This is a genomic window from Burkholderia sp. Bp9016, from assembly GCF_003857765.1.
Taxonomy (GTDB): Bacteria; Pseudomonadota; Gammaproteobacteria; order Burkholderiales; family Burkholderiaceae; genus Burkholderia.
On record NZ_QTPY01000028.1, the window covers coordinates 56,134 to 76,798 of the forward strand.

The window sequence follows — 20,665 nt, forward strand, 5'->3', positions numbered from 1 at the left end:
GACGCCGCCGCACCGTCGGGAGGTGCGGGCGGAACTGACCGTTAGTTGCGACACGCGATGCAATAAAAAGGATTCTTCGTGGATTTCCGTGGACGCCGCTTTCCGACGCGGAGCTGCCGTTCGCGTTTCGATGGCCAATGTCTGCTATGAAGTGCTTACCGGCTGTTGCCCACATGCAAGCTGGCCGGATGCGCGGAAAGAGGCGTTTGCATATAACCCGATGAACCACATCCAGCGCCTGTAAAGCTCAGCCGGCCGCTCGGCTTTCGTCACGGCGGACATGACTTTCCATCCGTGCGGAATCCAGTGCACATCATTCGATGCGGTACAGGCTGCCAACACCGCCTCCCTCCACTGACGTGCTGTCGGCGCCACCGGACATCGGAAGACCCTGTCCCCATCCGGCTGCCAAGACCTGCACGTCATGCAAAGGATCGGACGCCTTGGCTCGTTCATTGCGGATGCGGCAGGTTTCAGGATCTGTGGCGAACAACCCGCGTGCGAAGACCCGGCCCTGTTCCGCCAGCCTCGCGGTTTTGGGGGCGCGAATTTTCGCAAACGCCTGGAAGGTCTCTTCCAAGCCCCCACTTGCACCCTCTAAGCACCGGGCCAAATGCCACGCATCCTCCAGCGCTTGGCAGGCACCTTGCCCTGACGTCGGCAACGGCGCGTGTGCGGCATCCCCGACCAGCAGTACATTCGCCCGACTCCAGGTATGCAGCGGCTCCAGGTCATGCACCGCAATCAGCCGGATGGCATTCGCGGGCGTCGCCCGGATGATACGCGCCACCGGCTCGGGCCATTCCGCGAACCGATCCTCGACCTCCTTGCGCATATCTGCGGTGGGCGTGGCCTTATTCAGGGGCCGTGCCTGCGCTGCTGCCCAATACACCAGTCCGGGGCGAACCGGCACGCAACCAAAGCGCTCACCCGCGCCCCAGAAGTCCTGAATCGACATATCGTCCACCAGCGCATGTGGCCCCTGCGCCACGCCGATCCAGTTCACAAAGCCTTGATAGATGGGTGTGTTGTCACCGGCGACAAACTTGCGCGCCACTGATCCCATGCGGCCGTCAGCGCCAATGAGCAGATCCGGGCGGATGCTCGCGCCATTTTCGAAATGGGCCACGGCTCTGCCATGAGCATCCAGCTCAATGGCCACCGTCCGGCGCCCGAACTCCACCGGAATACCCGCCCGTGTCGCATGGTCCAGCAACACCGCCTGCAAGTGCCTGCGCAGCACCGTGTAGGTTGGGTATCCCATCGTCCGGTCCAGCAAACCAATATCGAGGCCCCCCAGTGCATTTCCCGCATCATCCTGGCGACGCATTGTCAGCGGGCGGCCGCCAATGGCCTCAATGTCTTGCAGCAGTCCCAGTGCCTCCAGCACAAAGCTGGCATTGGGCCAAAGCGTCACGCCGGCCCCCATGGTTGCCGGCACGGCACGGCGCTCATAAACCCGAGGGTTATAACCCTGCTTGCGCAAGGCCAGTGCCACGCTCAGGCCCGCAATGCCGCCGCCAAGTATTCCAATTTCCACGCTGAATCTCTCCTGTTCATACGGTGCCCGATGCACGGTCCGCCGTGTCGCAGCGGGCAAATGGGCATCTTAGATTTCGCCATCAAAGAGAACTAGCATGTGAAAATTGGAAGCTTTCATACCTTAAACGGGATAATAAATGCGCGATGCTCTCGATCTGAATACTGTCCGTGTCTATACGGCAGTTGTTGATGAGCAGAGCTTCGCAGGCGCGTCGCGTCTATTGGCCATGCCTTCCTCCAACGTCAGCCGCCACGTCGCCGCGCTGGAGCGCAGACTCGGCGTGCGCCTGCTGGAGCGAAGCACCCGCCACCTGCGTATGACGGAAGCCGGCCGGCTGCTCTACGAACGCGCAAAGCCCTTGCTCGACACCCTGCTTTCCACGGAGGAGGAACTTGGCGCGGGGCAGCGTGAACTGCGCGGTCCTCTGAAGATGTGCATGCCTGGCGAGGCACCAAAGCTGCTGGCTCCCATCCTGGCCGAATTCTGTAGCCTCCATCCAGGCATCGAGCTCGAATGCGATACCCGGATGACCGGGCTGGAGGTACTTCGAGAGGACGTCGACCTTTCCATCGTCTTCCACCGGGGTCATCAAGAGGACAGTGCTTTCATCACCCGCGAACTCGCCACACTGCCCAGCATCGTGGTTGCCGCCCCCTCGTTGCTGGCCAGGACCGGCATACCACGCCATGTGCGCGAGCTGAAATCGCTACCCTGCATCACCACCCTCAGTGCGCTGAAGGGGCAGCCTTGGCAGTTTCAGGACGCTGCGGGTGAAATCGTCAAGGTGCCGGTCCGCAGCCGCTACCGCGTCAACAGCGGAGAACTGGCCGTGGCAGGCGCACGGCAAGGCATCGGCTTCGCGATTGTGGCGGCCTATCCCTGTCAGGAGGACCTTGCGGCGGGGCGGTTGCAGGAAGTGCCGCTGGACCTTTGTCCTGCCCCTCTGCAATTGCTCGGGGCATACAGCCACCGACATTCCGTGACTGCGCGTGTTCGGGCGATGCTGGAATTGATACAGGCACGGTTGGCTGGATTGGGGAGCCCTGCCATGAAACCGAAACCTCGTCGGACTGCCTAGGATCGACGTGGCGCACCGGGTGCAAAGTGGCGTCTTCCGGAGCGAAAACAGTCGCTCGGCATGACTTTTTCAATGTCGGCTTCTCGCCGCGTCGCCGACGTTCCTCCCCCCGCAAATTCGCGATAACCCATAAAAAACCCCGGCATGCAGACCTGAGCCTGCATGCCGGGGTTCTTCGCTTCACGGCCGGCGAACGGCGCATCGCCCGCCGTTCGCGCCTCACCGCGCAGCCACTTCCGCCTTGACTGACGCCGCATCGCCGACCACCGACGGCGCCGCGCCCCACCCGCCGCCCAGCGCGCGGATCAGATTGACGGTCGACACCGCCTGCGCACCGGTCAGCTGATTCGCCTGCAATTGCGACTGCAGCACCGACCGCTCGCTGTCGATCACGTCGAGATACGCGACCTCGCCTTCCTGATACTGCGTCCGCGACAGCGTCGCCGCACGGCGCGACGCATTGACGGCCGCATCCTGCGCGCGGATCTGGTCGTCGAGCAGACGCAGATCGGCGAGATTGTCCTCGACCTCGCGGAACGCGACGAGCACCTGCTGCCGGTAGTTCGCGACCTGCTCGTCGTACTGCGCACGCGCCTGCTGCACGCCCGCCGCCCGCCGCCCGCCGTCGAACAGCGGCAGCGTCAGCGCGGTGCCGGCGAACGGCCCGAGCAGGAACGTGCGGCTCGACCACAGGAACAGGTTGCCCAGCGTCGACGCCTCATAGCCGAACGCCCCCGTGATATCGAGCTTCGGGAAGTACGCCGACTTCGCGAGACCGATCCGCGCGTTCGCCGCCGCCATCGCGCGTTCGGCCGCCGACACGTCCGGCCGGCGTTCGAGCAGCGCCGACGGCAGGCCCGGCGGAATCTTCACCGCGACCGGCACGATCGGCGTTTCCTTGAACGCGAAGTCCGCCGGCGCCTTGCCGAGCAGGATCGCGAGCGCATGCTCGGACGCCGCGCGCCGGCGCGCGACGCCGACCGCATCGGCCTGCGCGCTCGCCAATTCGTTCTTCGCGCGCGACACGTCGAGCTCGCTGATGTCGCCTTCGTTGAAGCGCCGCTGCACGAGCTTCAGCGCCTGATCGCGCAGTTCGACGGTACGGCGGTACAGGTCCTGGTCCGAGTCGAGCTGGCGCAGTTCGAAGTAGTTCTGCGCGACGTCCGCCTGCAGCGCGAGCTGCACCGACCGGAACAGCGCTTCGCTCTGCGCCTGGTCGGCACGCGATGCCTCGACGTTGCGGCCCACGCGACCGAACAGGTCGGCCTCGTAGGACACCGTGCCCTGCGCACGCCACAGCGTCGCATTGGTCGGGCCGGTGCCCTGCGGCTGGAACTGCGACGCCGACGACAACCCTTCGCGCGTCGGCCCGAAACCGGCGCCGATCTGCGGGAACCATTGCGAACGCGCGGTGCGGGTCGCCGCGCGCGCTTCCTCGACGCGCGCCGCCGCGGCCTTCAGGTTCTGGTTCGCGGCGAGCGCCTGCGACTCGAGCGAGTCGAGCACCGGATCGCCGAACACCTTCCACCATTCGCCGCGATGCTCGCCGTCCGCCGGTTCGGCGGTCTTCCACGTGCCGGCCTGTTCGCCGGCCGTGAGCGTCGGCGCTTCCTTGAACGCCGCGGGCGTCGACACATCCGGGCGCTTGTAGTCGGGCCCTACCGCGCATGCGGCGAGCAGTGTCGCGAGCAGGGTGCTCGCGGCCGCCACCTTCGCGAAACGCATCAGGCCATTCGAGTTGTGCATGTTGTCCATCTTCCTATCCTCAAGCATCCGAAGCCGACGCGCCCGACGGCGGCACGCCGTAGCCTGCCGAGTCCTTGCCCGCGACGTGAATCTTGCCGCCCGCGAGCGTGCGCAGCACGACATAGAACACCGGCGTCAGCATCAGCCCGAACAGCGTCACGCCAAGCATCCCGAAGAACACCGCGACCCCCATCGCGTGCCGCATCTCCGAGCCCGCGCCCGTCGACGTGACGAGCGGCACGACGCCCATGATGAAAGCGATCGACGTCATCAGGATCGGACGCAGCCGCAGCCGGCTCGCCTCGATCGCGGCCTCGAGCGGCGTCCTGCCGTCGTGCTCGAGTTCGCGCGCGAATTCGACGATCAGGATCGCGTTCTTCGCCGACAGCCCCACCAGCACCATCAACCCGATCTGCGTGAAGATGTTGTTGTCGCCCTGCGTGAGCCACACGCCCGTCAGCGCCGACAGAATGCTCATCGGCACGATCAGGATCACCGCGAGCGGCAGCGTCAGGCTTTCGTACAGCGCCGCGAGCACGAGAAACACGAGCAGCACGCTGATCGGGAACACATACATCGCGGAATCGCCTGCAAGAATCTGCTGGTACGTGAGGTCGGTCCATTCGAACCGCACGCCGCGCGGCAGCGTTTCATGCGCGATGCGCTCGATCGCGGCCTGCGCCTGCCCCGACGAGAAGCCCGGCGCGGGGCCGCCGTTGATGTCGGCCGCCGTGTAGCCGTTGTAGCGCACGACCATTTCCGGGCCGAACGTCGGCGTCACCGTGACGAGCGACGACAGCGGCACCATCTCGCCCTTGTCGTTGCGGGTCTTCAACTGCAGGATGTCGTCCGGACGTTGACGGAACTGCGCATCGGCCTGCACGCGCACCTGGTACACGCGCCCGAAGCGGTTGAAGTCGTTCACGTACAGCGAGCCGAGATACACCTGCATCGTGTTGAACACGTCGGTGACCGGCACGCCGAGCTGCTTCGCCTTCACGCGGTCGAGATCGACATTGAGCTGCGGCACGTTGATCTGGTAGCTCGTGAACAACGGGCCGAGTTCAGGCGCCTGCTGCGCACGCTTGATGAAATCGTTGGTCGCATCCGCGAGCCGCGCATAACCGACCGCGCCGCGATCCTCGATCTGCATCTTGAACCCGCCGAGCGTACCGAGGCCCAGCACCGGAGGCGGCGGGAACACCGCGACGAACGAGTCCTTGATCGCACCGTACTGCTGGTTCAGCGCACCCGCGATCGCACCGGCCGACATCGCCTTGCCGTGCCGTTCCGAGAACGGCTTCAGCGTGACGAACACGATGCCCGCGCTCGAGCTGTTCGTGAAGCCGTTCACCGACAGCCCCGGGAACGCCACCGCGCTCTCGACGCCCGGCTGCTTCAGCGCGATCGAGCCCATGTCGCGAATCACCTTCTCGGTGCGGTCGAGCGATGCGCCGTTCGGCAGTTGCGCGAACGCGATCAGGTATTCCTTGTCCTGCGCGGGCACGAAGCCGCCCGGCACGACCTTCGACACGAGCACGGTCGCGCCCACCAGCACGAGGTACACGCCGAGCATCAGCGTCTTGCGCGACAGCACGCCGCGCACGCCGCGGCCGTAGTTCTCCGCGCCGCGATGGAACACCTTGTTGAACCCGCGAAAGAAGCCGCCGAGCACGCGGTTCATCACGCGCGTGAGCCAGTCTTCCTTGTCGCCATGGCCCTTCAGCAGGATCGCGGACAGCGCCGGCGACAGCGTCAGCGAATTGAACGCCGAAATCACCGTCGAGATCGCGATGGTCATCGCGAACTGCTTGTAGAACTGGCCGGTCAGGCCCGACATGAACGCGAGCGGCACGAACACGGCGACGAGCGTCAGCGCGATCGCGATGATCGGCCCGCTCACTTCCTGCATCGCCTTGTAGGTCGCCTGCCGCGCGTTCATCCCGCTTTCGATGTTGCGCTCGACGTTCTCGACCACCACGATCGCATCGTCGACCACGATCCCGATCGCGAGCACCATCCCGAACAACGACAACGCGTTGATCGAATACCCGAACGCCAGCAGCAGCGAGAACGTGCCGATGATCGACACCGGCACCGCGATCAGTGGAATCAGCGACGCGCGCCAGGTCTGCAGGAACACGATCACGACGATCACGACCAGCGCGATCGCTTCGAGCAGCGTGTGCACGACGGCCTTGATCGACGAACGCACGAACTGCGTCGGGTCATAGACGATCTTGTAGTCGACGCCGGCCGGCATGTCCTGCTTCAGCTCGGCCATCGTCTTGCGCACTTCGTCCGAAATCTGCAGCGAGTTCGCGCCCGGAGACTGGTTGATCGCCATTGCGACGGCCGGCTTGTTGTCGAGCAGCGAGCGCAGGCCATACTCGGACGCGTCGAGCTGGATCCGCGCGATGTCGCGCAGGCGCGTAACGCCGCCGTCCGGCGTCGTCTTCACGACGATGTCGCCGAATTCGTCCTCCGTCTGCAGACGGCCGCGCGCGTTGACCGACAACTGCAGCGGCGTGCCGGGCAGCGACGGCGACGCGCCGATCACACCGGCCGCGACCTGCACGTTCTGCTCGCGGATCGCCTGCACGACGTCCTCGGCGGACAGCCCGCGCTGCGCGACCTTCTGCGGATCGAGCCACACGCGCATCGCGTAGTCGCCCGAACCCCACAGCTGCACCTGGCCGACGCCCTGGATCCGCGACAGGCGATCCTTCACGTTGATCAGCGCGTAGTTGCGCAGGTAGGTCATGTCGTAGCGGTTGTCCGGCGAGATCAGGTGGACCACCATCGTCAGCGTCGGCGAGCTCTTCACCGTCGTGATGCCGAGCCGCTGCACGTCTTCCGGCAAGCGCGGCAGCGCCTGGTTCACGCGGTTCTGCACGAGCTGCGTGGCCTTGTCCGGATCGGTGCCGAGCTTGAACGTGACGGTGATCGTCATGTTGCCGTCGCTGTTCGCCTGCGACTGCATGTACAGCATGTCCTCGACGCCGTTGATCTGCTCTTCGAGCGGCGACGCGACCGTCTCGGCAATCACTTTCGGGTTCGCGCCCGGGTACTGCGCCTTCACGATCACGGAAGGCGGCACGACTTCCGGATATTCCGAAATCGGCAGCAGGAACATCGCGATCACCCCGCCGAGCAGGATGATGACCGATAGGACTCCTGCAAAGATCGGCCGGTCGATAAAGAATTTTGAGATGTTCATGGGTTGCTCTGTCTGGTTGAACGCGGAGAACGTAGCGGCGTGCCGCTTACGACTCCGCCTTCGCCGGTGCGGCCGGCTTCGCGTTGTTCGCGAGCGGCGCGGACGGTGCGTCGCCGTCCGTCATCGGGACCATGTGCGGCTTCACCTGCTCGCCCGGCCGTACGCGCTGCGTGCCGTTCACGATCACGCGATCGCCGGCCGACAACCCGCTCACGATCACGCGCCGGTTGCCGTGCTGGTTGCCCTGCTGCACTTCGCGGTACGACACGCGGCCCTGCTGATCGACGACGAACACGAACTTCTTGTCCTGGTCGGTGTTGATCGCCGCATCGTCGACAAGCAGCGCCTGGTGCGGCGCGCTGCCGCCGACCTTCACGCGCGCGTAGAGGCCCGGGACGAGTTCGCCGTCCGCGTTGTCGAAGCGCGCGCGCACGCGGATCGTGCCCGACGACGTGTCGAGCCGGTTGTCGACCGAATCGATCACGCCGCTGCGCGAGTAGCCCGTCTCGTTCGCCAGGCCGAGCTCGACCGGCACCTTGCGGCCGTCGCGTGCGCCGTTGATGTATTGCAGGTAGGTCTGCTCGTCCGCATCGAACGACGCGTAGATCGGCGACACCGACACCAGCGTCGTCAGCGGCGCGGCCGATGCACCGGCCGACACGACGTTGCCGACCGTGATCTCCGCGCGCGACACGCGACCCGATACCGGCGCCGTGATCCGCGTATAGCCGAGATTGATGCGCGCCGTTTCCAGCGAGGCTTCGGCGGCCTTCAGGTTCGCGTGCGCTTCGCGCGCGGCGTTCTGCTTCTCGTCGTAGTCGCGCTTGGCGATCGCGTTGTCGCCGATCAGCCGCTGCGCGCGCTGCCAGTCGCTCTGCGCGTAGCCGTCACGCGCCTGCGCGGCCGCGAGCTGAGCGGCCGCACGGTCGGTTTCCGCCTGGTACGGGCGCGGATCGATCACGAACAGCACATCGCCTTTCTTCACGAGCGCGCCGTCCTTGAAGTTCACCGCGACGATCGTGCCCGACACCTGCGGGCGCACGTCGACTTTCTCGACGGCTTCGAGGCGGCCCGAATAGCTTTGCCAGTCGGTGACGGTCTGCGGCACGACGGTCGCGACGTCGACTTCGGGCAGCGGCGCCGCCGCTTTCTCGGGCGCGTTCGCGTTCACGCGCATCGCGCCGAACGTTCCGAGGCCGACGACGGCGAGCGTCACGATCGCCGCGGTCGCGATTCGGGAACGAGAGGTACGTAGGATGGCCATGTGGATCTCCAGTAAGCGTGGATTGGTCTGGTTATTCGGAACGGTTCGGCTGGCGCGCCTGGAAGCGGCACTGGAAGAAGCGCACGGCTTCCTCCAGCGCGGCTTCGTGCGTCGCGAGCGCCGCGTGCGTGACGTCCGGGTAGCGGATCACCTGCGTGAGCACGCCCGACGAAATCAGGCAGCCCGCATATTTCTCCGCTTCGACGTGCAGCACGTCGTTCTGCGCGGTGACGACGAGCGTCGGCGGCAGGCCCGCGAGTCGCACCGATTCGAGCGGCGCCGCGTACGGGTGCATGCGCTGCGCCGCCTGCGGCAGATACGCGCGATAACAGGCCGCGCATTCGCGCGCGGTAATGTCCGACGACAGGCGCTCGGCGTCGCCGATGCGCGTCATGCTCGGATCGAGCATCGGCCCGAACAGCGCCTGCGCGGCGATCGACACTTCACCGCGATCGCGCGCGATGAACGCGAGGCAGTTCGCGAGCTGGCCGCCCGCGTCGTGGCCCGCGACGCCGATCTTCTTCGGGTTGCCGCCGAACGCGCGGGCGCGCGTCGCGGCCCACACGGCGGCGCGATACGCATCCTCCGGCGCGGCCGGAAAAGGAAAGGCCGGCGCGAGCGAATAATCGACCGACACTACGAGAGCTGGTAAGCGTTCTGCTAAAAAACGCGCGGCGAAATCCGCGTCCTCGAGCGTGCCGCGCACGAAGCCGCCGCCGTGGAAATAAAGCACTACCGGCAATCCGGTCTTGTCAGCACGCCGATAGAGGCGCAGCGCGATGTCCTGCGCGTAGCCGGGGATTTCCACCTCCGCGACCGTCAATGCCGCGCCGGCCGTGGCTGCGGCGGGCAATGCGGCTTTCAGGAATTTGCTGAATTCAGAAGCGTCCATGACGATGCGGCATCCATTTCGAGATGGAACGCATTCTGGGTCCGGCAGACATCCGGATAAATGCCTATAATCCGGCAACACAATTCAACGCCTCCGAACAATCCCGGGCTGCGTCGCCTACAAAGCGACGCAGCCTCTTTGTTCCTGGGCTCATTAGATTGCGGAGGTTGTGATGGACCGGCTTCAGGCCATGCAGGTGTTTACTCGCGTCGTCGATACAAGCAGCTTCACCAAGGCAGCAGAAACGCTCAGCCTGCCGCGAGCGTCCGTCACGACGATCATCCAGAATCTCGAAGCCTTCCTCGGCGTGCGCCTGATGCACCGGACCACGCGCCGGCTGTCGCTCACGCCCGACGGCGCCGCGTACTACGAACGATGCGTGCGGATCCTCGCCGATGTCGAGGAAACCGAAGCAAGCTTCCAGAACAACAACCGGAAGCCGCACGGAAAGTTGCGTATCGACATGCCGGGCTCGATCGGGCGGCTGCTCGTGATTCCGTCGCTGTGCGAATTTCATACGCGCTATCCGGACATCGACCTGCAACTCGGGCTGTCGGATCGCCCGGTCGATCTGCTGCAGGAAGGCGTCGATTGCGTGATCCGCGTCGGTGCGCTGCAGGACTCGTCGCTCGTCGCGCGCCGCGTCGGTCTGTTCGAAGGCGTGACAGTGGCCTCGCCCGACTATCTCGAGCGCCACGGCGAGCCGCAGACGATCGAGGACCTGAACGACCACAAGGCCGTCAACTATTTCTCGAGCCGCACCGGCCGCACGATCGACTGGTCGTTCCTGATCGACGGCAAGGAAACCGAGATCAAGATGAACGGCATCGTGTCGGTCAACGATGCGGATGCGTACGTGACCTGCGGCATCGAGGGTTTCGGGCTGATCCAGCCGCCGCTGTTCATGGTGCTGCCGCACCTGCGCGAAGGCCGGCTCAAGGAAGTGCTGCCCGGCATCAAGCCGCTGCCGATGCCGATCTCGGTCGTGTATCCGCACAGCCGGCACCTGTCGCCGAAGGTGCGCGTGTTCGTCGACTGGATCGCCGAAGTGTTCGACCGCTGCCCGCTGCTGAGCGGCAAGGGCAGCCTCGATGCGACGTGCAGCAAGCGCACGTTCGAGGAAGCCGAGCGCGCACCGGCACTCGACACGCCGGTCATCAACGAGTGGGTCGCGTAAGCGTCTGAATCGCGGCGCACGGATGCGGCCCGTGCGCCGCGCCGCATCCGTGCGGCTTTGGCACCGCCTGGGTGCCGCTACGGCGTCGCGTTCGTGCCGCCCTCCCCACCGCATCCGTCATCTTTCCCGAATCCGCATCACACCTTTGCGCCGTGCGCCGCAATCGCCCGCGCGGGTCGCCGCGCGGGCGGCGTCGCATCGCTGCGAGGCCCGTTGCACGCGGCTGTGCGCGATTTTCGAATGACCCTGCCGACATTGCGTATTGCGATTGTTCCTCCATCACGACAATTCAATTCGCGTCAGCCGCATTTATCGCGCCGGAACAGATACCTAGAGTAAACCCTGTCGCGCACCCGTTGCGCATCGAACAGCCCCGCTGGACGGGACCGGAGCAAGCGCTCGAGCGCCAACTCCGACCAACACAGGAGTTACGTCATGAACCGCCGCCATCTTCTCTCCGCCGTCGCCCTCGCACTCGCCGTGTCCGCACCGGCCTTCGCCGATACGAACACCCCGCATGCCGGCGACTACGGCAACACGTCGTGGTACTCGCAGCACAGCAATGGCCCGCGCACCCGCGCCGAAGTCAGCGCGGAAGTCGCGCAGGCCCGCCGCGACGGCACGCTCGCCTGGCTGCGCAAGGCGAATTCGTATCCGCAAGGCCTCGAAGTCGCGCAAGGCCCGTATCGCCCGGTGCCGGAAGGCAACCAGCTCGCCGGCGGGGGCCGCTAAACGCCGGTAAACATGCAACGCCGCGCAGCGGATGATCCGGTGCGCGGCGTCGCGATACCGCCTACTCGATTAGTCAGTTAGTTGCAGGAGTCTGTGATGAACGATCAACTTCCTTCGCCGCTCGATCATTGGGACGACACCACGCCCGTCTGGACGCCGTTCCGTTCCGCACCGCGATCGCACTGACCGGTGCGTTGCCCCGTCGACGGGATCGTCCGGCCATCAACGGCGCGGCACCCCGTCGCGCCACTCGCTCCAGTGCGTGACGATGTCCTGCACCAGCGGGTTGCCCGCGCGGTACAGGTTTTCGGTTGCCGGGGCGAAGCCGCCCTGGTCCGCGTAGTTCAGCAGGTTGTCGGCACTCGTCTGCCCCGCATACGGCCGGTCGAAATCGGAACCCGTGCGCAACACCGCCACGCGCGACAGGTCGACGCGCTTCACGCTTGCCGCGCGCTTGAGCGCTTCGAACGTCGCGTTGTCTTCCTGCGCGGTCATGCAGTAGGTGCCCTTGCCGTCGGTCAGGATCTTGGTCCACTGACGCGCACGCTCGCCGATCAGCGTGCCCGAGAACCACGTGTTGCCCGACGACGTGTCGCACTGGATCACCGTCGGCGGCCGGTTCGCCGGTGCATACGTGAACTTCGCGCGTGCCGCCTGTGCCTGCGCGCTGTCGGCGAGCACGACGTTGCGCGACAGCGCATACGCGGCATCGGTCAGCTTCGGGTTGAGCTGGAACACTTCGGTGCGGTAATCGAGCGGCGGCTTGTCGCTCGGACTCTTCGTATTGATGCCGAGATAGCCCGTGTTCCAGCCGGCCGGAATCTCGCGTGCATCGAGTTCCCACTGCAAGCTGAAATCGACCAGGTATTTCGACCACGCGGCCGAACCGACCGTGCCTTGCGCGGGGTCGACGCCCGCGATGCCGGAAACCAGGAAGTACGTGTGACGCAGATCGAAGCGCTGCGAGAACGTGAGCGCCATGATCGACGCGGTGGCGTTCGCGTAGCCCATGCCGGTCGTCACGACGCACACGTCCTGCTTGTTGCAGTGAACGGCCGGGTAGTCGGGCGACAGTCCGGGTACGGCGATGTCGCGCCACGGCCCGATCCGGTCGAGCCATGCCTGGCCCTCCGGACCGAACATCGTGATGATCATCACCTTGACCGGGCGGCCCTGTGCACCGCTCTCTGCGAATGCGGCGTTGCCCGCATCGTTGCCTTGGTTGCCCTGGTTGTCCTGCGCGATCGACGGCGCGGTCGCACAGGCCGCAAGCGAGAATGCAGCGGCGGAAAGAATGGAGCGAGTCAGCATCGGCGTTCCTTGTTTCAATGATGTTGGGTGAGAACGGCTCTCGGAGACTGCGCGAGGGAGTATAGAACGCGCTTGCGCGACGCGGAACCCGACTACGAAACGGCCCGTGGCAATTGCCGACGTGATGTGCATGGATTGTGTCGCATATCGGTCAGTGCGACAAAAAATCAGGAATGCTATCCGGTTGGCATGCACATCGATGAGACGTCACTCCCCGAAGTTCACTGCCGCAAACCGCTATATGCGCACGATTCCCGCCACGCCATACCCGAGCACGACGAGCGCAGCAACCACATGGCTCGCCGCAAGCCATCGCGGCGACTTTACGATACGCCCGGTCATGCTGCCGCCGGAGGCGAACACGAGTTGCCCGACGAGGCTGCCGGCAAACACGCATGCGGCACCGGCGAGCCAGTGCCGATGCGCACCGGCGGCAGCGGTGGCGTAGCCGTAGAACAGCAGGATGGTCAGCGGATTCGCGAGCGTGACGAAGAACATCGACGTGAACGGGCGCGTGCCCGGCGGCGGCGCAGCGCCGTCCAGCGTGCGGCGCCGATCCCTCAGCGCCTGCCACATCATGCGTGCGCCCATTGCGAGCAGCACGCATGCGCCGACGAAGCGAAACAGCGACAGGTGCGACGCGAGCGTGCCCGCGAGCATCGCGCCGATCGTGAATGCGAGAACGGCATAGCAGCCGTCCGCCGACGCAACGCCCACCGCCGCGCGCACGCCGCTCGCGGTGCCGGCGCGCATGCCGTAATGCGCGATCATCAGCGCGACGGGCCCGACCGACAGCGCGATCATCAGCCCGAACAGGAAATCGCTCATCGGTTCGTCGATGCCGTCGAGAGAAGGCATCGATTCTACCGGCCGTCGGCGAACCGCCCTGACTAAAGACGCGTCAGGCGACGTCGACGCGCGACGGCCCGTCCACCATCTCGCCGATCACGGCCGCGCGATCGAAACCGTCGGCGCGGAAGCAGGCGAGCACGTCGTCGACCGCTTCCGGCGCGCACGCGACCAGCAGGCCGCCGGACGTCTGCGGATCGGTCAGCAGTGCCTGCGCGACCGGCGGCAGCCCGTCGGCAAGCCGCACGTCGCTGCCGTACGCCGCCCAGTTACGGCCCGACGCGCCGGTCAACACGCCGTCGGCGACGAAGGCCTCGACGCCCGCCAGCCACGGCAGCGACGCGTAGTGCACGCGCGCGGTGAGGTTCGCGCCACGTGCGAGCTCGAGCGTGTGGCCGAGCAGCCCGAAGCCCGTGACGTCGGTCAGCGCATGCACGCCCGGCAGCGCGGCGAGCTCCGCGCCGGGACGGTTCAGCTTGGTGGTCGTCGCGACCATCTGCGCATAGCCGGCAGCGTCGAGCTGGTTCTTCTTCAGCGCGGCCGACAGCACGCCGACGCCGAGCGGCTTGCCGAGCACGAGCACGTCGCCCGCACGCGCGGCCGCGTTGCGCTTCACGCGCGACGGATGCACGACGCCGATCGCCGCAAGCCCGTAGATCGGTTCGACCGAATCGATCGAGTGGCCGCCCGCGACCGGAATGCCGGCCTCCGCGCACACCGATTCGCCGCCGCGCAGCACGGCGGCGATCGTCTCATGCGGCAGCACGTTGATCGGCATGCCGACCAGCGCGAGCGCGAGAATCGGCTTGCCGCCCATCGCGTAGACGTCCGACAGTGCGTTGGTCGCCGCGATGCGGCCGAAATCGAACGGATCGTCGACGATCGGCATGAAGAAGTCGGTCGTCGCGACGATGGCCTGCTCGTCGTTCAGCCGGTAGACGGCCGCGTCGTCGGACGTCTCCGTGCCGACCAGCAGATCGGGGAACAGCGCCGGCGGAGTCGCCCGCTTCAGCAGTTCGGACAGCACGCCCGGCGCGATCTTGCAGCCGCAGCCGCCCCCGTGCGACAGGCTTGTGAGGCGCGGAACGGCGGGCGGAGTGAGGGTGGCTTCGGTCATCGTCGGCATCCGGTGAATAACAACGTTCCATTATCGGCAATTCCGCGCGAATGTGCCCGATACCCACATAATCGACCGTTCGCCCCGCTACGTTGCGCGTCCGCGCCCTCTTTCATGGATCACTTGTTCATCGGCCTCGTGCTGTGCTCCGCCCTGCTGCACGCGATCTGGAACGCGTTCCTGCATGTCAGCGAGGACCGGCTCGTCCAGCTCGGCACGATGTCGCTGCCGTATCTCGCGTTCGGCATCGCCGGCGTCGTGCTGCTGCCCGCGCCGGCGCGCGCCGCGTGGCCGTATGTCGCGGCGTCCGCGGCGCTCGAGGTCGCGTACTGCTTCACGCTCGTGCGCGCCTACCGCAGCGGCGAATTCGGCCAGATCTACCCGATCGCGCGCGGGATGTCGCCGCTGCTCGTGTCGGTGCTCGCGTTCGCGGTGCTGCACGAACGGCCGACGCCGTTCGGCTTCGCCGGCATCGCGCTCGTGTCGTTCGGGATCATGTCGCTGGCGCTGCGGCGCGGCTTCCGGTTCTCAGGGGAAGGCGTGCCGTATGCGCTGCTCACCGGCGTGTTCATCGCGTCGTATTCGATTTGCGACGGGATCGGCTCGCGCGTATCGGGCAGCGCGCTCGGCTACATCGCGTGGGTGTATTTGCTGTGGAGCGTGCCGCAGCTCGTGCTCGTCTGCGCGGTGCGCGGCGGCCCGCGCGCGGTGCTCGGCTCGCGCACCGCGCTCACGCAGGGCGCGATTGCCGGCACGATCTCGCTCGCCGCCTACGGGATCGTGATCCTCGCGTATCGGCATCTGCCGGTCGCGACCGTGTCGGCGCTGCGCGAAACGAGCTCGATCTTCGCGGTCGCGATCGGCTGGTTCGTGATGCGCGAGCGGCCCGGCGCGCAGCGGCTCGCGGCGTGTGCGCTGGTGGTCGCGGGCGCGGCGTTGATCCGGCTTTGAATACCCGAACGGCCGATTCCGCACGGCGGCAACGGTTGGCCATTCGCGCGTCGGCAGCGCGCGCCGCATCGCGATACCGGCCGTCGTGCCGCTGCGCTCAAACCTCAGCGGCAACCTTGCCGAACGCCCGCTCGTCGATCGCTTCGGCCAGCGTCGCGAACGCGGTCGCGATCTCGTCCTCCGGCACGCACGCATAACCGAGCAGCAGACCCGACGCCGCACGCTCGCGCTCCGCGTAATAGCCGGACAGCGGCCGCACGACGATGTTGCGCTCGAGCGCGGCCTGCGCGACCGCGCGATCGTCAACGCCGTCCGGCAACCGCGTGACGAGATGCAGCCCCGCATCGCTGCCGAGCGCGTGCAGCGTGTTGCCGTAGCGGCGCGCGACCGCATCGAGCAGCACCTCGCGTCGCTGCCCGTACAGCGTGCGCATCTTGCGGATATGGGACACGAAGTGCCCTTCCGCGATGAACTCGGCCAGCACGGCCTGCTGCAGCAACTGCCCCTCTCGGTACAACTCGGCGCTCGCGGTCGCGAAGCTCTCCGCGAGCGGCTCCGGCGCGACGAGATAGCCGACCCGCAGCCCCGGAAACAGCGTCTTGCCGAAACTGCCGACGTAGATCACCTGCCCGGCCGTGTCGAGCCCCTGCAGCGACGCGAGCGGCCGGCTGCCATAGCGGAACTCGCTGTCGTAATCGTCCTCGATGATCCAGCAGCCGTGCTGGCGCGCGTATTCGAGCAGCATCCTGCGCCGCGCGAGGCTCATCACCATCCCGAGCGGATACTGGTGCGACGGCGTGACGAGCATCAGCTTCGGCGGCTCGGCGAGATCGGCCGCGGACGGCGCGATCCCTTCCTCGTCGACCGGAATCGGCCGCGTGGTGAGCCCCGACACGTTCAGCACGCTGCGCACGCCCCAGTAGCACGGATCCTCGGTCCAGATCGCGTCGCCCGGATCGGTCAGCAGCCGCACCGCGAGGTCGATCGACTGGTGGATGCCGGTGGTGATCACGATCTGCTCGGGCGTGCAGCGCACCGAACGCGACGTGCGCAGGTAATCGGCCAGCGCCTCGCGCAGCAGCGCGAGCCCGCCGCCCGGCGCGTAGGTCAGCAGGTCCGGACGCAGGCGCCGCCAGTACTTGTTGTGCAGCCGCGTCCACACGCGCGCCGGAAATCGTGACACATCGGGCACGCCCGGCATGAACGCGCCGCCCTGGCGCTTCGACACACCCGCGCCGTCGACGAGCCGCGTGCCGCGCGCGGACAGGCGCCGTGCCGACGGCAGCACCACCGCCGGGCCGGCGGCCGGATCGGGCGCCGCACCGACGATCTCGTCTGGCGCGCTGTCGGCGACGAACGTGCCGCGGCCGGTCGCCGAGTTCACATAGCCTTCGAGCGAAAGCTGTTCGTAAACCTGTGTGACCGTGTTGCGGGCGATCCCGAGCTCGGCCGCGAGCAGCCGCGACGACGGCACGCGTGTGCCGGCCGGCAGTTCGCGCGACAGGATCGCCTGCTGCAGCAGCCGGTGCAACTGCCGGTAGATCGGCTGTTCGCCGCCGCGCACGAGACGCTGCGCCAGCCAGTCCGACAACACGCTTGCGCGCATGATTGGCTCCTGAATATTTATTGAAATGGCTCTGATTGTCAGAGCCAAATGTGATTATAGTCGCCTCCATGGGCTGCCAACGCGGCCGATTTTTATCCCACCGGACAGAACATCAAGGAGATGACCGTGAAGAATGCCGACCTGCAGGCCCGCAAGAACGCCGCCACCCCGCGCGGCGTCGGCGTGATGTGCGATTTCTACGCAGCCCGCGCCGAGAACGCGGAGCTGTGGGATGTCGAAGGCCGCCGCTTCATCGATTTCGCCGCCGGCATCGCGGTGCTGAACACGGGCCACCGCCATCCGAAGATCGTCAAGGCGATCGCGGACCAGCTGAACAGCTTCACGCACACCGCTTACCAGATCGTCCCGTACGCGTCGTACGTCGAGCTGGCGGAAAAGATCAACGAACGTGCGCCGGGCGACTTCCCGAAGAAGACGGCGCTCTTCACGACCGGCGCCGAAGCCGTCGAAAACGCGATCAAGATCGCGCGCGCGGCAACCGGCCGTCCGGGCGTCATCGCGTTCTCGGGCGGCTTCCACGGCCGCACGATGATGGGCATGGCGCTGACCGGCAAGGTCGCCCCGTACAAGCTGAACTTCGGCCCGTTCCCGGGCGACGTGTTCCACGCGCCGTACCCGAACGCCGTGCACGGCGTGACGACGGCCGACTCGATCAAGGCGATCGAGATGCTGTTCAAGGCCGACATCGATCCGAAGCGCGTCGCCGCGATCATCTTCGAGCCGGTCCAGGGCGAAGGCGGCTTCAACCCGGCGCCGGCGGAATTCGTGCGCGCGCTGCGCAAGATCTGTAACGAGCACGGCATCCTGCTGATCGCCGACGAAGTGCAGACGGGCTTCGCGCGTACCGGCAGGCTGTTCGCGATGCAGCACTACGACGTGCTGGCCGACCTGATCACGATGGCGAAGAGCCTCGCGGGCGGCATGCCGCTGTCGGGCGTCGTCGGCCGTGCGGACGTGATGGATGCGGCAGCGCCCGGCGGCCTCGGCGGCACGTACGCGGGCAACCCGCTGGCCGTCGCATCGGCGCACGCGGTGCTCGAGATCATCGACGAAGAGAAGCTGTGCGAACGCGCGACGCAACTGGGCGACGTGCTGAAGGCGAAGCTGAACGCGCTGCAGGCCGACGTGCCGCAGATCGCCGACGTCCGCGGTCCGGGCGCGATGATCGCCGTCGAATTCATGAAGCCGGGCACGGGCGAGCCGGACGCCGACTTCACGAAGCGCGTGCAGGCGCGTGCGCTCGAGCGCGGGCTGCTGCTGCTCGTGTGCGGCGTGTACTCGAACGTCGTGCGCTTCCTGTTCCCGCTGACGATTCCCGAGGCCGTGTTCGACGAAGCGCTCGTGATCCTCGAGGAAGTGCTGAAGGAAACGGTCGGCGTCCCGGCCTGAGGTCCCGTCAACTGAAAGCGCCGCTGCCGTCGTGACGACGGCAGCGGCCGTTTCACATCTTCATAGCAGGCGATTCATATGAGCACTGTTCAGGAAACCCTGGCACTGAAAGATCCGACGCTGTTCCGCCAGCAGGCATACGTCAACGGCGAATGGCAAGGCGCGGCGAACGGCGAGTCGTTCGAAGTCCGCAACCCGGCCACCGGCGGCCTGCTCGGCACGGTGCCGGCAATGGGCGCAGCCGAGACGCGTCACGCGATCGAAGCCGCGAACGCCGCATGGCCTGCGTGGCGCAAGAAGACCGCGAAGGAGCGCGCGGTCATCCTGCGCAAGTGGCACGACCTGATGATGGAGAACGCCGACGACCTCGCGCTGATCCTGACAACCGAGCAAGGCAAGTCGCTGGCCGAAGCAAAGGGCGAGATCGGCTACGCGGCCTCGTTCCTCGAGTGGTTCGCGGAAGAAGGCAAGCGCGTGTACGGCGACACGATCCCGACGCCGGCGAGCGACAAGCGCATCGTCGTCACGAAGGAAGCGATCGGCGTGTGCGCGGCGATCACGCCGTGGAACTTCCCGGCGGCGATGATCACCCGCAAGGTCGGCCCGGCGCTCGCGGCAGGCTGCCCGATCGTCGTGAAGCCGGCGGAAGCGACGCCGTTCTCCGCGCTCGCGATGGCCGTGCTGGCCGAGCGCGCGGGCGTGCCGGCCGGCGTGTTCAGCGTCGTCACGGGCGACCCGAAGGCGATCGGCGGCGAACTGACGTCGAACCCGATCGTGCGCAAGCTGTCGTTCACCGGCTCGACGCCGATCGGCCGCCTGCTGATGTCGCAATGCGCGGCGACGGTCAAGAAGGTGTCGCTGGAACTCGGCGGCAACGCGCCGTTCATCGTGTTCGACGACGCCGATCTCGATGCGGCCGTGCAGGGCGCGATCGCGTCGAAGTACCGCAACAGCGGGCAGACGTGCGTGTGCACGAACCGCTTCTACGTGCACGAAGCCGTGTACGACCAGTTCGCGCAGAAGCTCGCGGCGGCGGTCGGCCAGCTGAAGGTTGGCCGCGGCACGGAGCCGGGCGTCACGCAAGGCCCGCTGATCAACGAAGCGGCCGTGCTGAAGGTGGAAGCGCATATCGAGGACGCGCTCGCGAAGGGCGCGACCGTCGTGACGGGCGGCAAGCGCCACGCGCTCGGCCACGGCTTCTTCGAGCCGACCGTGCTGACGGGCGTGACGCCGGCGATGAAGGTCGCGAAGGAAGAGACGTTCGGGCCGCTCGCGCCGCTGTTCAAGTTCGGCAGCGACGACGAAGTGATCCGCCTCGCGAACGACACCGAGTTCGGTCTGGCTGCGTATTTCTACAGCCGCGACATCGGTCGCGTGTGGAAGGTTGCCGAAGCGCTCGAATACGGGATGGTCGGCGTGAACACCGGCCTGATCTCGAACGAAGTCGCGCCGTTCGGTGGCGTCAAGCAATCGGGCCTCGGCCGCGAAGGCTCGCACTACGGCATCGACGACTACGTCGTGATCAAGTACCTCTGCCTGGCCGTCTGACGGTTCGGGGCCTGTCGCATCCGTGGCAGGCCCTGACCGCCCGGCCGGAACCGGGCGGTCACGACGCGGGCCGGTGTCCCTCTCCGCCGTGCCCGCGTCATCTTCCTGCTCCGATCAACGAAACACGTTCACCGCATCCACCAACCGCGTCGCCTGCTGCTTCAGGCTCTCCGACGCCGCCGCACTCTGCTCGACCAGCGCCGCGTTCTGCTGCGTGATGT

General features: G+C 66.6%; 15 protein-coding genes. 6 read left to right on the forward strand and 9 right to left on the reverse strand.

Going from position 1 to position 20,665, the window contains the following annotated elements:
• Nucleotides 1–313: 313 nt before the first annotated feature.
• Nucleotides 314–1,540, reverse strand: coding sequence for an FAD-dependent monooxygenase (locus DIE13_RS27345; RefSeq protein ID WP_124830190.1), 1,227 nt, complete (start codon nt 1,538–1,540; stop codon nt 314–316).
• A gap of 139 nt (nt 1,541–1,679) precedes the next feature.
• Between DIE13_RS27345 and DIE13_RS27350 the strand changes: the two genes are divergently transcribed.
• Entirely contained in the window at nt 1,680–2,621 is a 942-nt protein-coding gene (locus tag DIE13_RS27350; RefSeq protein WP_124830191.1) for a LysR family transcriptional regulator, read from the forward strand.
• Nucleotides 2,622–2,840: 219 nt separating this feature from the next.
• Here the strand turns inward: DIE13_RS27350 and opcM are convergent, their stop codons facing one another.
• From opcM to DIE13_RS27370, 4 genes are read right to left on the reverse strand one after another with little or no spacing between them, the layout of a single operon-like run.
• Nucleotides 2,841–4,376, reverse strand: a complete 1,536-nt coding sequence (opcM, locus tag DIE13_RS27355) for a multidrug efflux transporter outer membrane subunit OpcM (protein WP_124830192.1) — start codon at nt 4,374–4,376, stop codon at nt 2,841–2,843.
• A 10-nt stretch (nt 4,377–4,386) separates the two neighbouring features.
• A complete protein-coding gene (ceoB, locus tag DIE13_RS27360) occupies nt 4,387–7,587 on the reverse strand; it encodes a multidrug efflux RND transporter permease subunit CeoB (protein WP_124830193.1) in 3,201 nt (1,066 codons plus the stop codon).
• A gap of 46 nt (nt 7,588–7,633) precedes the next feature.
• Entirely contained in the window at nt 7,634–8,851 is a 1,218-nt protein-coding gene (ceoA, locus tag DIE13_RS27365; RefSeq protein ID WP_124830194.1) for a multidrug efflux RND transporter periplasmic adaptor subunit CeoA, read from the reverse strand.
• A gap of 31 nt (nt 8,852–8,882) precedes the next feature.
• Nucleotides 8,883–9,743, reverse strand: a complete 861-nt coding sequence (locus DIE13_RS27370; RefSeq protein WP_124830195.1) for an alpha/beta hydrolase — start codon at nt 9,741–9,743, stop codon at nt 8,883–8,885.
• A 172-nt stretch (nt 9,744–9,915) separates the two neighbouring features.
• Between DIE13_RS27370 and ceoR the strand changes: the two genes are divergently transcribed.
• Nucleotides 9,916–10,920 carry a putative multidrug efflux transcriptional regulator CeoR gene (gene ceoR / locus DIE13_RS27375; protein ID WP_096506600.1) on the forward strand — a complete coding sequence of 335 codons (1,005 nt, stop codon included), beginning with the start codon at nt 9,916–9,918 and terminating at the stop codon, nt 10,918–10,920.
• Nucleotides 10,921–11,355: 435 nt separating this feature from the next.
• On the forward strand, nt 11,356–11,652 hold the full coding sequence (locus tag DIE13_RS27380) for a DUF4148 domain-containing protein (protein ID WP_124830196.1): 297 nt from the start codon (nt 11,356–11,358) through the stop codon (nt 11,650–11,652).
• Nucleotides 11,653–11,874: 222 nt separating this feature from the next.
• Here DIE13_RS27380 and DIE13_RS27385 read toward each other — a convergent pair whose 3' ends face one another.
• The 3 genes from DIE13_RS27385 to selD form a co-directional block, all read right to left on the reverse strand.
• Nucleotides 11,875–12,963, reverse strand: coding sequence for a purine nucleoside permease (locus DIE13_RS27385; RefSeq protein ID WP_124830197.1), 1,089 nt, complete (start codon nt 12,961–12,963; stop codon nt 11,875–11,877).
• Nucleotides 12,964–13,200: 237 nt separating this feature from the next.
• On the reverse strand, nt 13,201–13,791 hold the full coding sequence (locus DIE13_RS27390) for a LysE family translocator (protein ID WP_124830204.1): 591 nt from the start codon (nt 13,789–13,791) through the stop codon (nt 13,201–13,203).
• A gap of 73 nt (nt 13,792–13,864) precedes the next feature.
• Nucleotides 13,865–14,929, reverse strand: coding sequence for a selenide, water dikinase SelD (gene selD / locus DIE13_RS27395; protein WP_124830198.1), 1,065 nt, complete (start codon nt 14,927–14,929; stop codon nt 13,865–13,867).
• 114 nt (nt 14,930–15,043) lie between these two features.
• Here selD and DIE13_RS27400 point away from each other — a divergent pair, with 114 nt between their 5' ends.
• Nucleotides 15,044–15,880 carry a DMT family transporter gene (locus DIE13_RS27400; protein ID WP_124830199.1) on the forward strand — a complete coding sequence of 279 codons (837 nt, stop codon included), beginning with the start codon at nt 15,044–15,046 and terminating at the stop codon, nt 15,878–15,880.
• 97 nt (nt 15,881–15,977) lie between these two features.
• Here DIE13_RS27400 and DIE13_RS27405 read toward each other — a convergent pair whose 3' ends face one another.
• A complete protein-coding gene (locus tag DIE13_RS27405) occupies nt 15,978–17,486 on the reverse strand; it encodes a PLP-dependent aminotransferase family protein (protein ID WP_124830200.1) in 1,509 nt (502 codons plus the stop codon).
• 126 nt (nt 17,487–17,612) lie between these two features.
• Here DIE13_RS27405 and DIE13_RS27410 point away from each other — a divergent pair, with 126 nt between their 5' ends.
• Together DIE13_RS27410 and gabD are read left to right on the forward strand one after the other, a co-directional pair.
• Nucleotides 17,613–18,896 (forward strand): 4-aminobutyrate--2-oxoglutarate transaminase, encoded by a 1,284-nt coding sequence (locus DIE13_RS27410; RefSeq protein WP_175750637.1) that lies wholly within the window; start codon nt 17,613–17,615, stop codon nt 18,894–18,896.
• Between the two features lie 78 nt (nt 18,897–18,974).
• Nucleotides 18,975–20,444 (forward strand): NADP-dependent succinate-semialdehyde dehydrogenase, encoded by a 1,470-nt coding sequence (gene gabD, locus DIE13_RS27415; RefSeq protein ID WP_124830202.1) that lies wholly within the window; start codon nt 18,975–18,977, stop codon nt 20,442–20,444.
• Nucleotides 20,445–20,665 lie beyond the last annotated feature (221 nt).

Excerpts from the sequence above, each read along its gene's own strand:
- DIE13_RS27385 (WP_124830197.1), bottom strand. The coding sequence starts at position 12,963 with ATGCTGACTCGCTCCATTCTTTCCGCCGCTGCATTCTCGCTTGCGGCC.
- ceoR (WP_096506600.1), top strand. The coding sequence starts at position 9,916 with ATGGACCGGCTTCAGGCCATGCAGGTGTTTACTCGCGTCGTCGATACA.
- gabD (WP_124830202.1), top strand. The coding sequence starts at position 18,975 with ATGAGCACTGTTCAGGAAACCCTGGCACTGAAAGATCCGACGCTGTTC.
- DIE13_RS27370 (WP_124830195.1), bottom strand. The coding sequence starts at position 9,743 with ATGGACGCTTCTGAATTCAGCAAATTCCTGAAAGCCGCATTGCCCGCC.
- selD (WP_124830198.1), bottom strand. The coding sequence starts at position 14,929 with ATGACCGAAGCCACCCTCACTCCGCCCGCCGTTCCGCGCCTCACAAGC.
- DIE13_RS27390 (WP_124830204.1), bottom strand. The coding sequence starts at position 13,791 with ATGAGCGATTTCCTGTTCGGGCTGATGATCGCGCTGTCGGTCGGGCCC.
- opcM (WP_124830192.1), bottom strand. The coding sequence starts at position 4,376 with ATGGACAACATGCACAACTCGAATGGCCTGATGCGTTTCGCGAAGGTG.
- ceoB (WP_124830193.1), bottom strand. The coding sequence starts at position 7,587 with ATGAACATCTCAAAATTCTTTATCGACCGGCCGATCTTTGCAGGAGTC.
- DIE13_RS27405 (WP_124830200.1), bottom strand. The coding sequence starts at position 17,486 with ATGCGCGCAAGCGTGTTGTCGGACTGGCTGGCGCAGCGTCTCGTGCGC.
- DIE13_RS27400 (WP_124830199.1), top strand. The coding sequence starts at position 15,044 with ATGGATCACTTGTTCATCGGCCTCGTGCTGTGCTCCGCCCTGCTGCAC.
- DIE13_RS27350 (WP_124830191.1), top strand. The coding sequence starts at position 1,680 with ATGCGCGATGCTCTCGATCTGAATACTGTCCGTGTCTATACGGCAGTT.
- ceoA (WP_124830194.1), bottom strand. The coding sequence starts at position 8,851 with ATGGCCATCCTACGTACCTCTCGTTCCCGAATCGCGACCGCGGCGATC.
- DIE13_RS27380 (WP_124830196.1), top strand. The coding sequence starts at position 11,356 with ATGAACCGCCGCCATCTTCTCTCCGCCGTCGCCCTCGCACTCGCCGTG.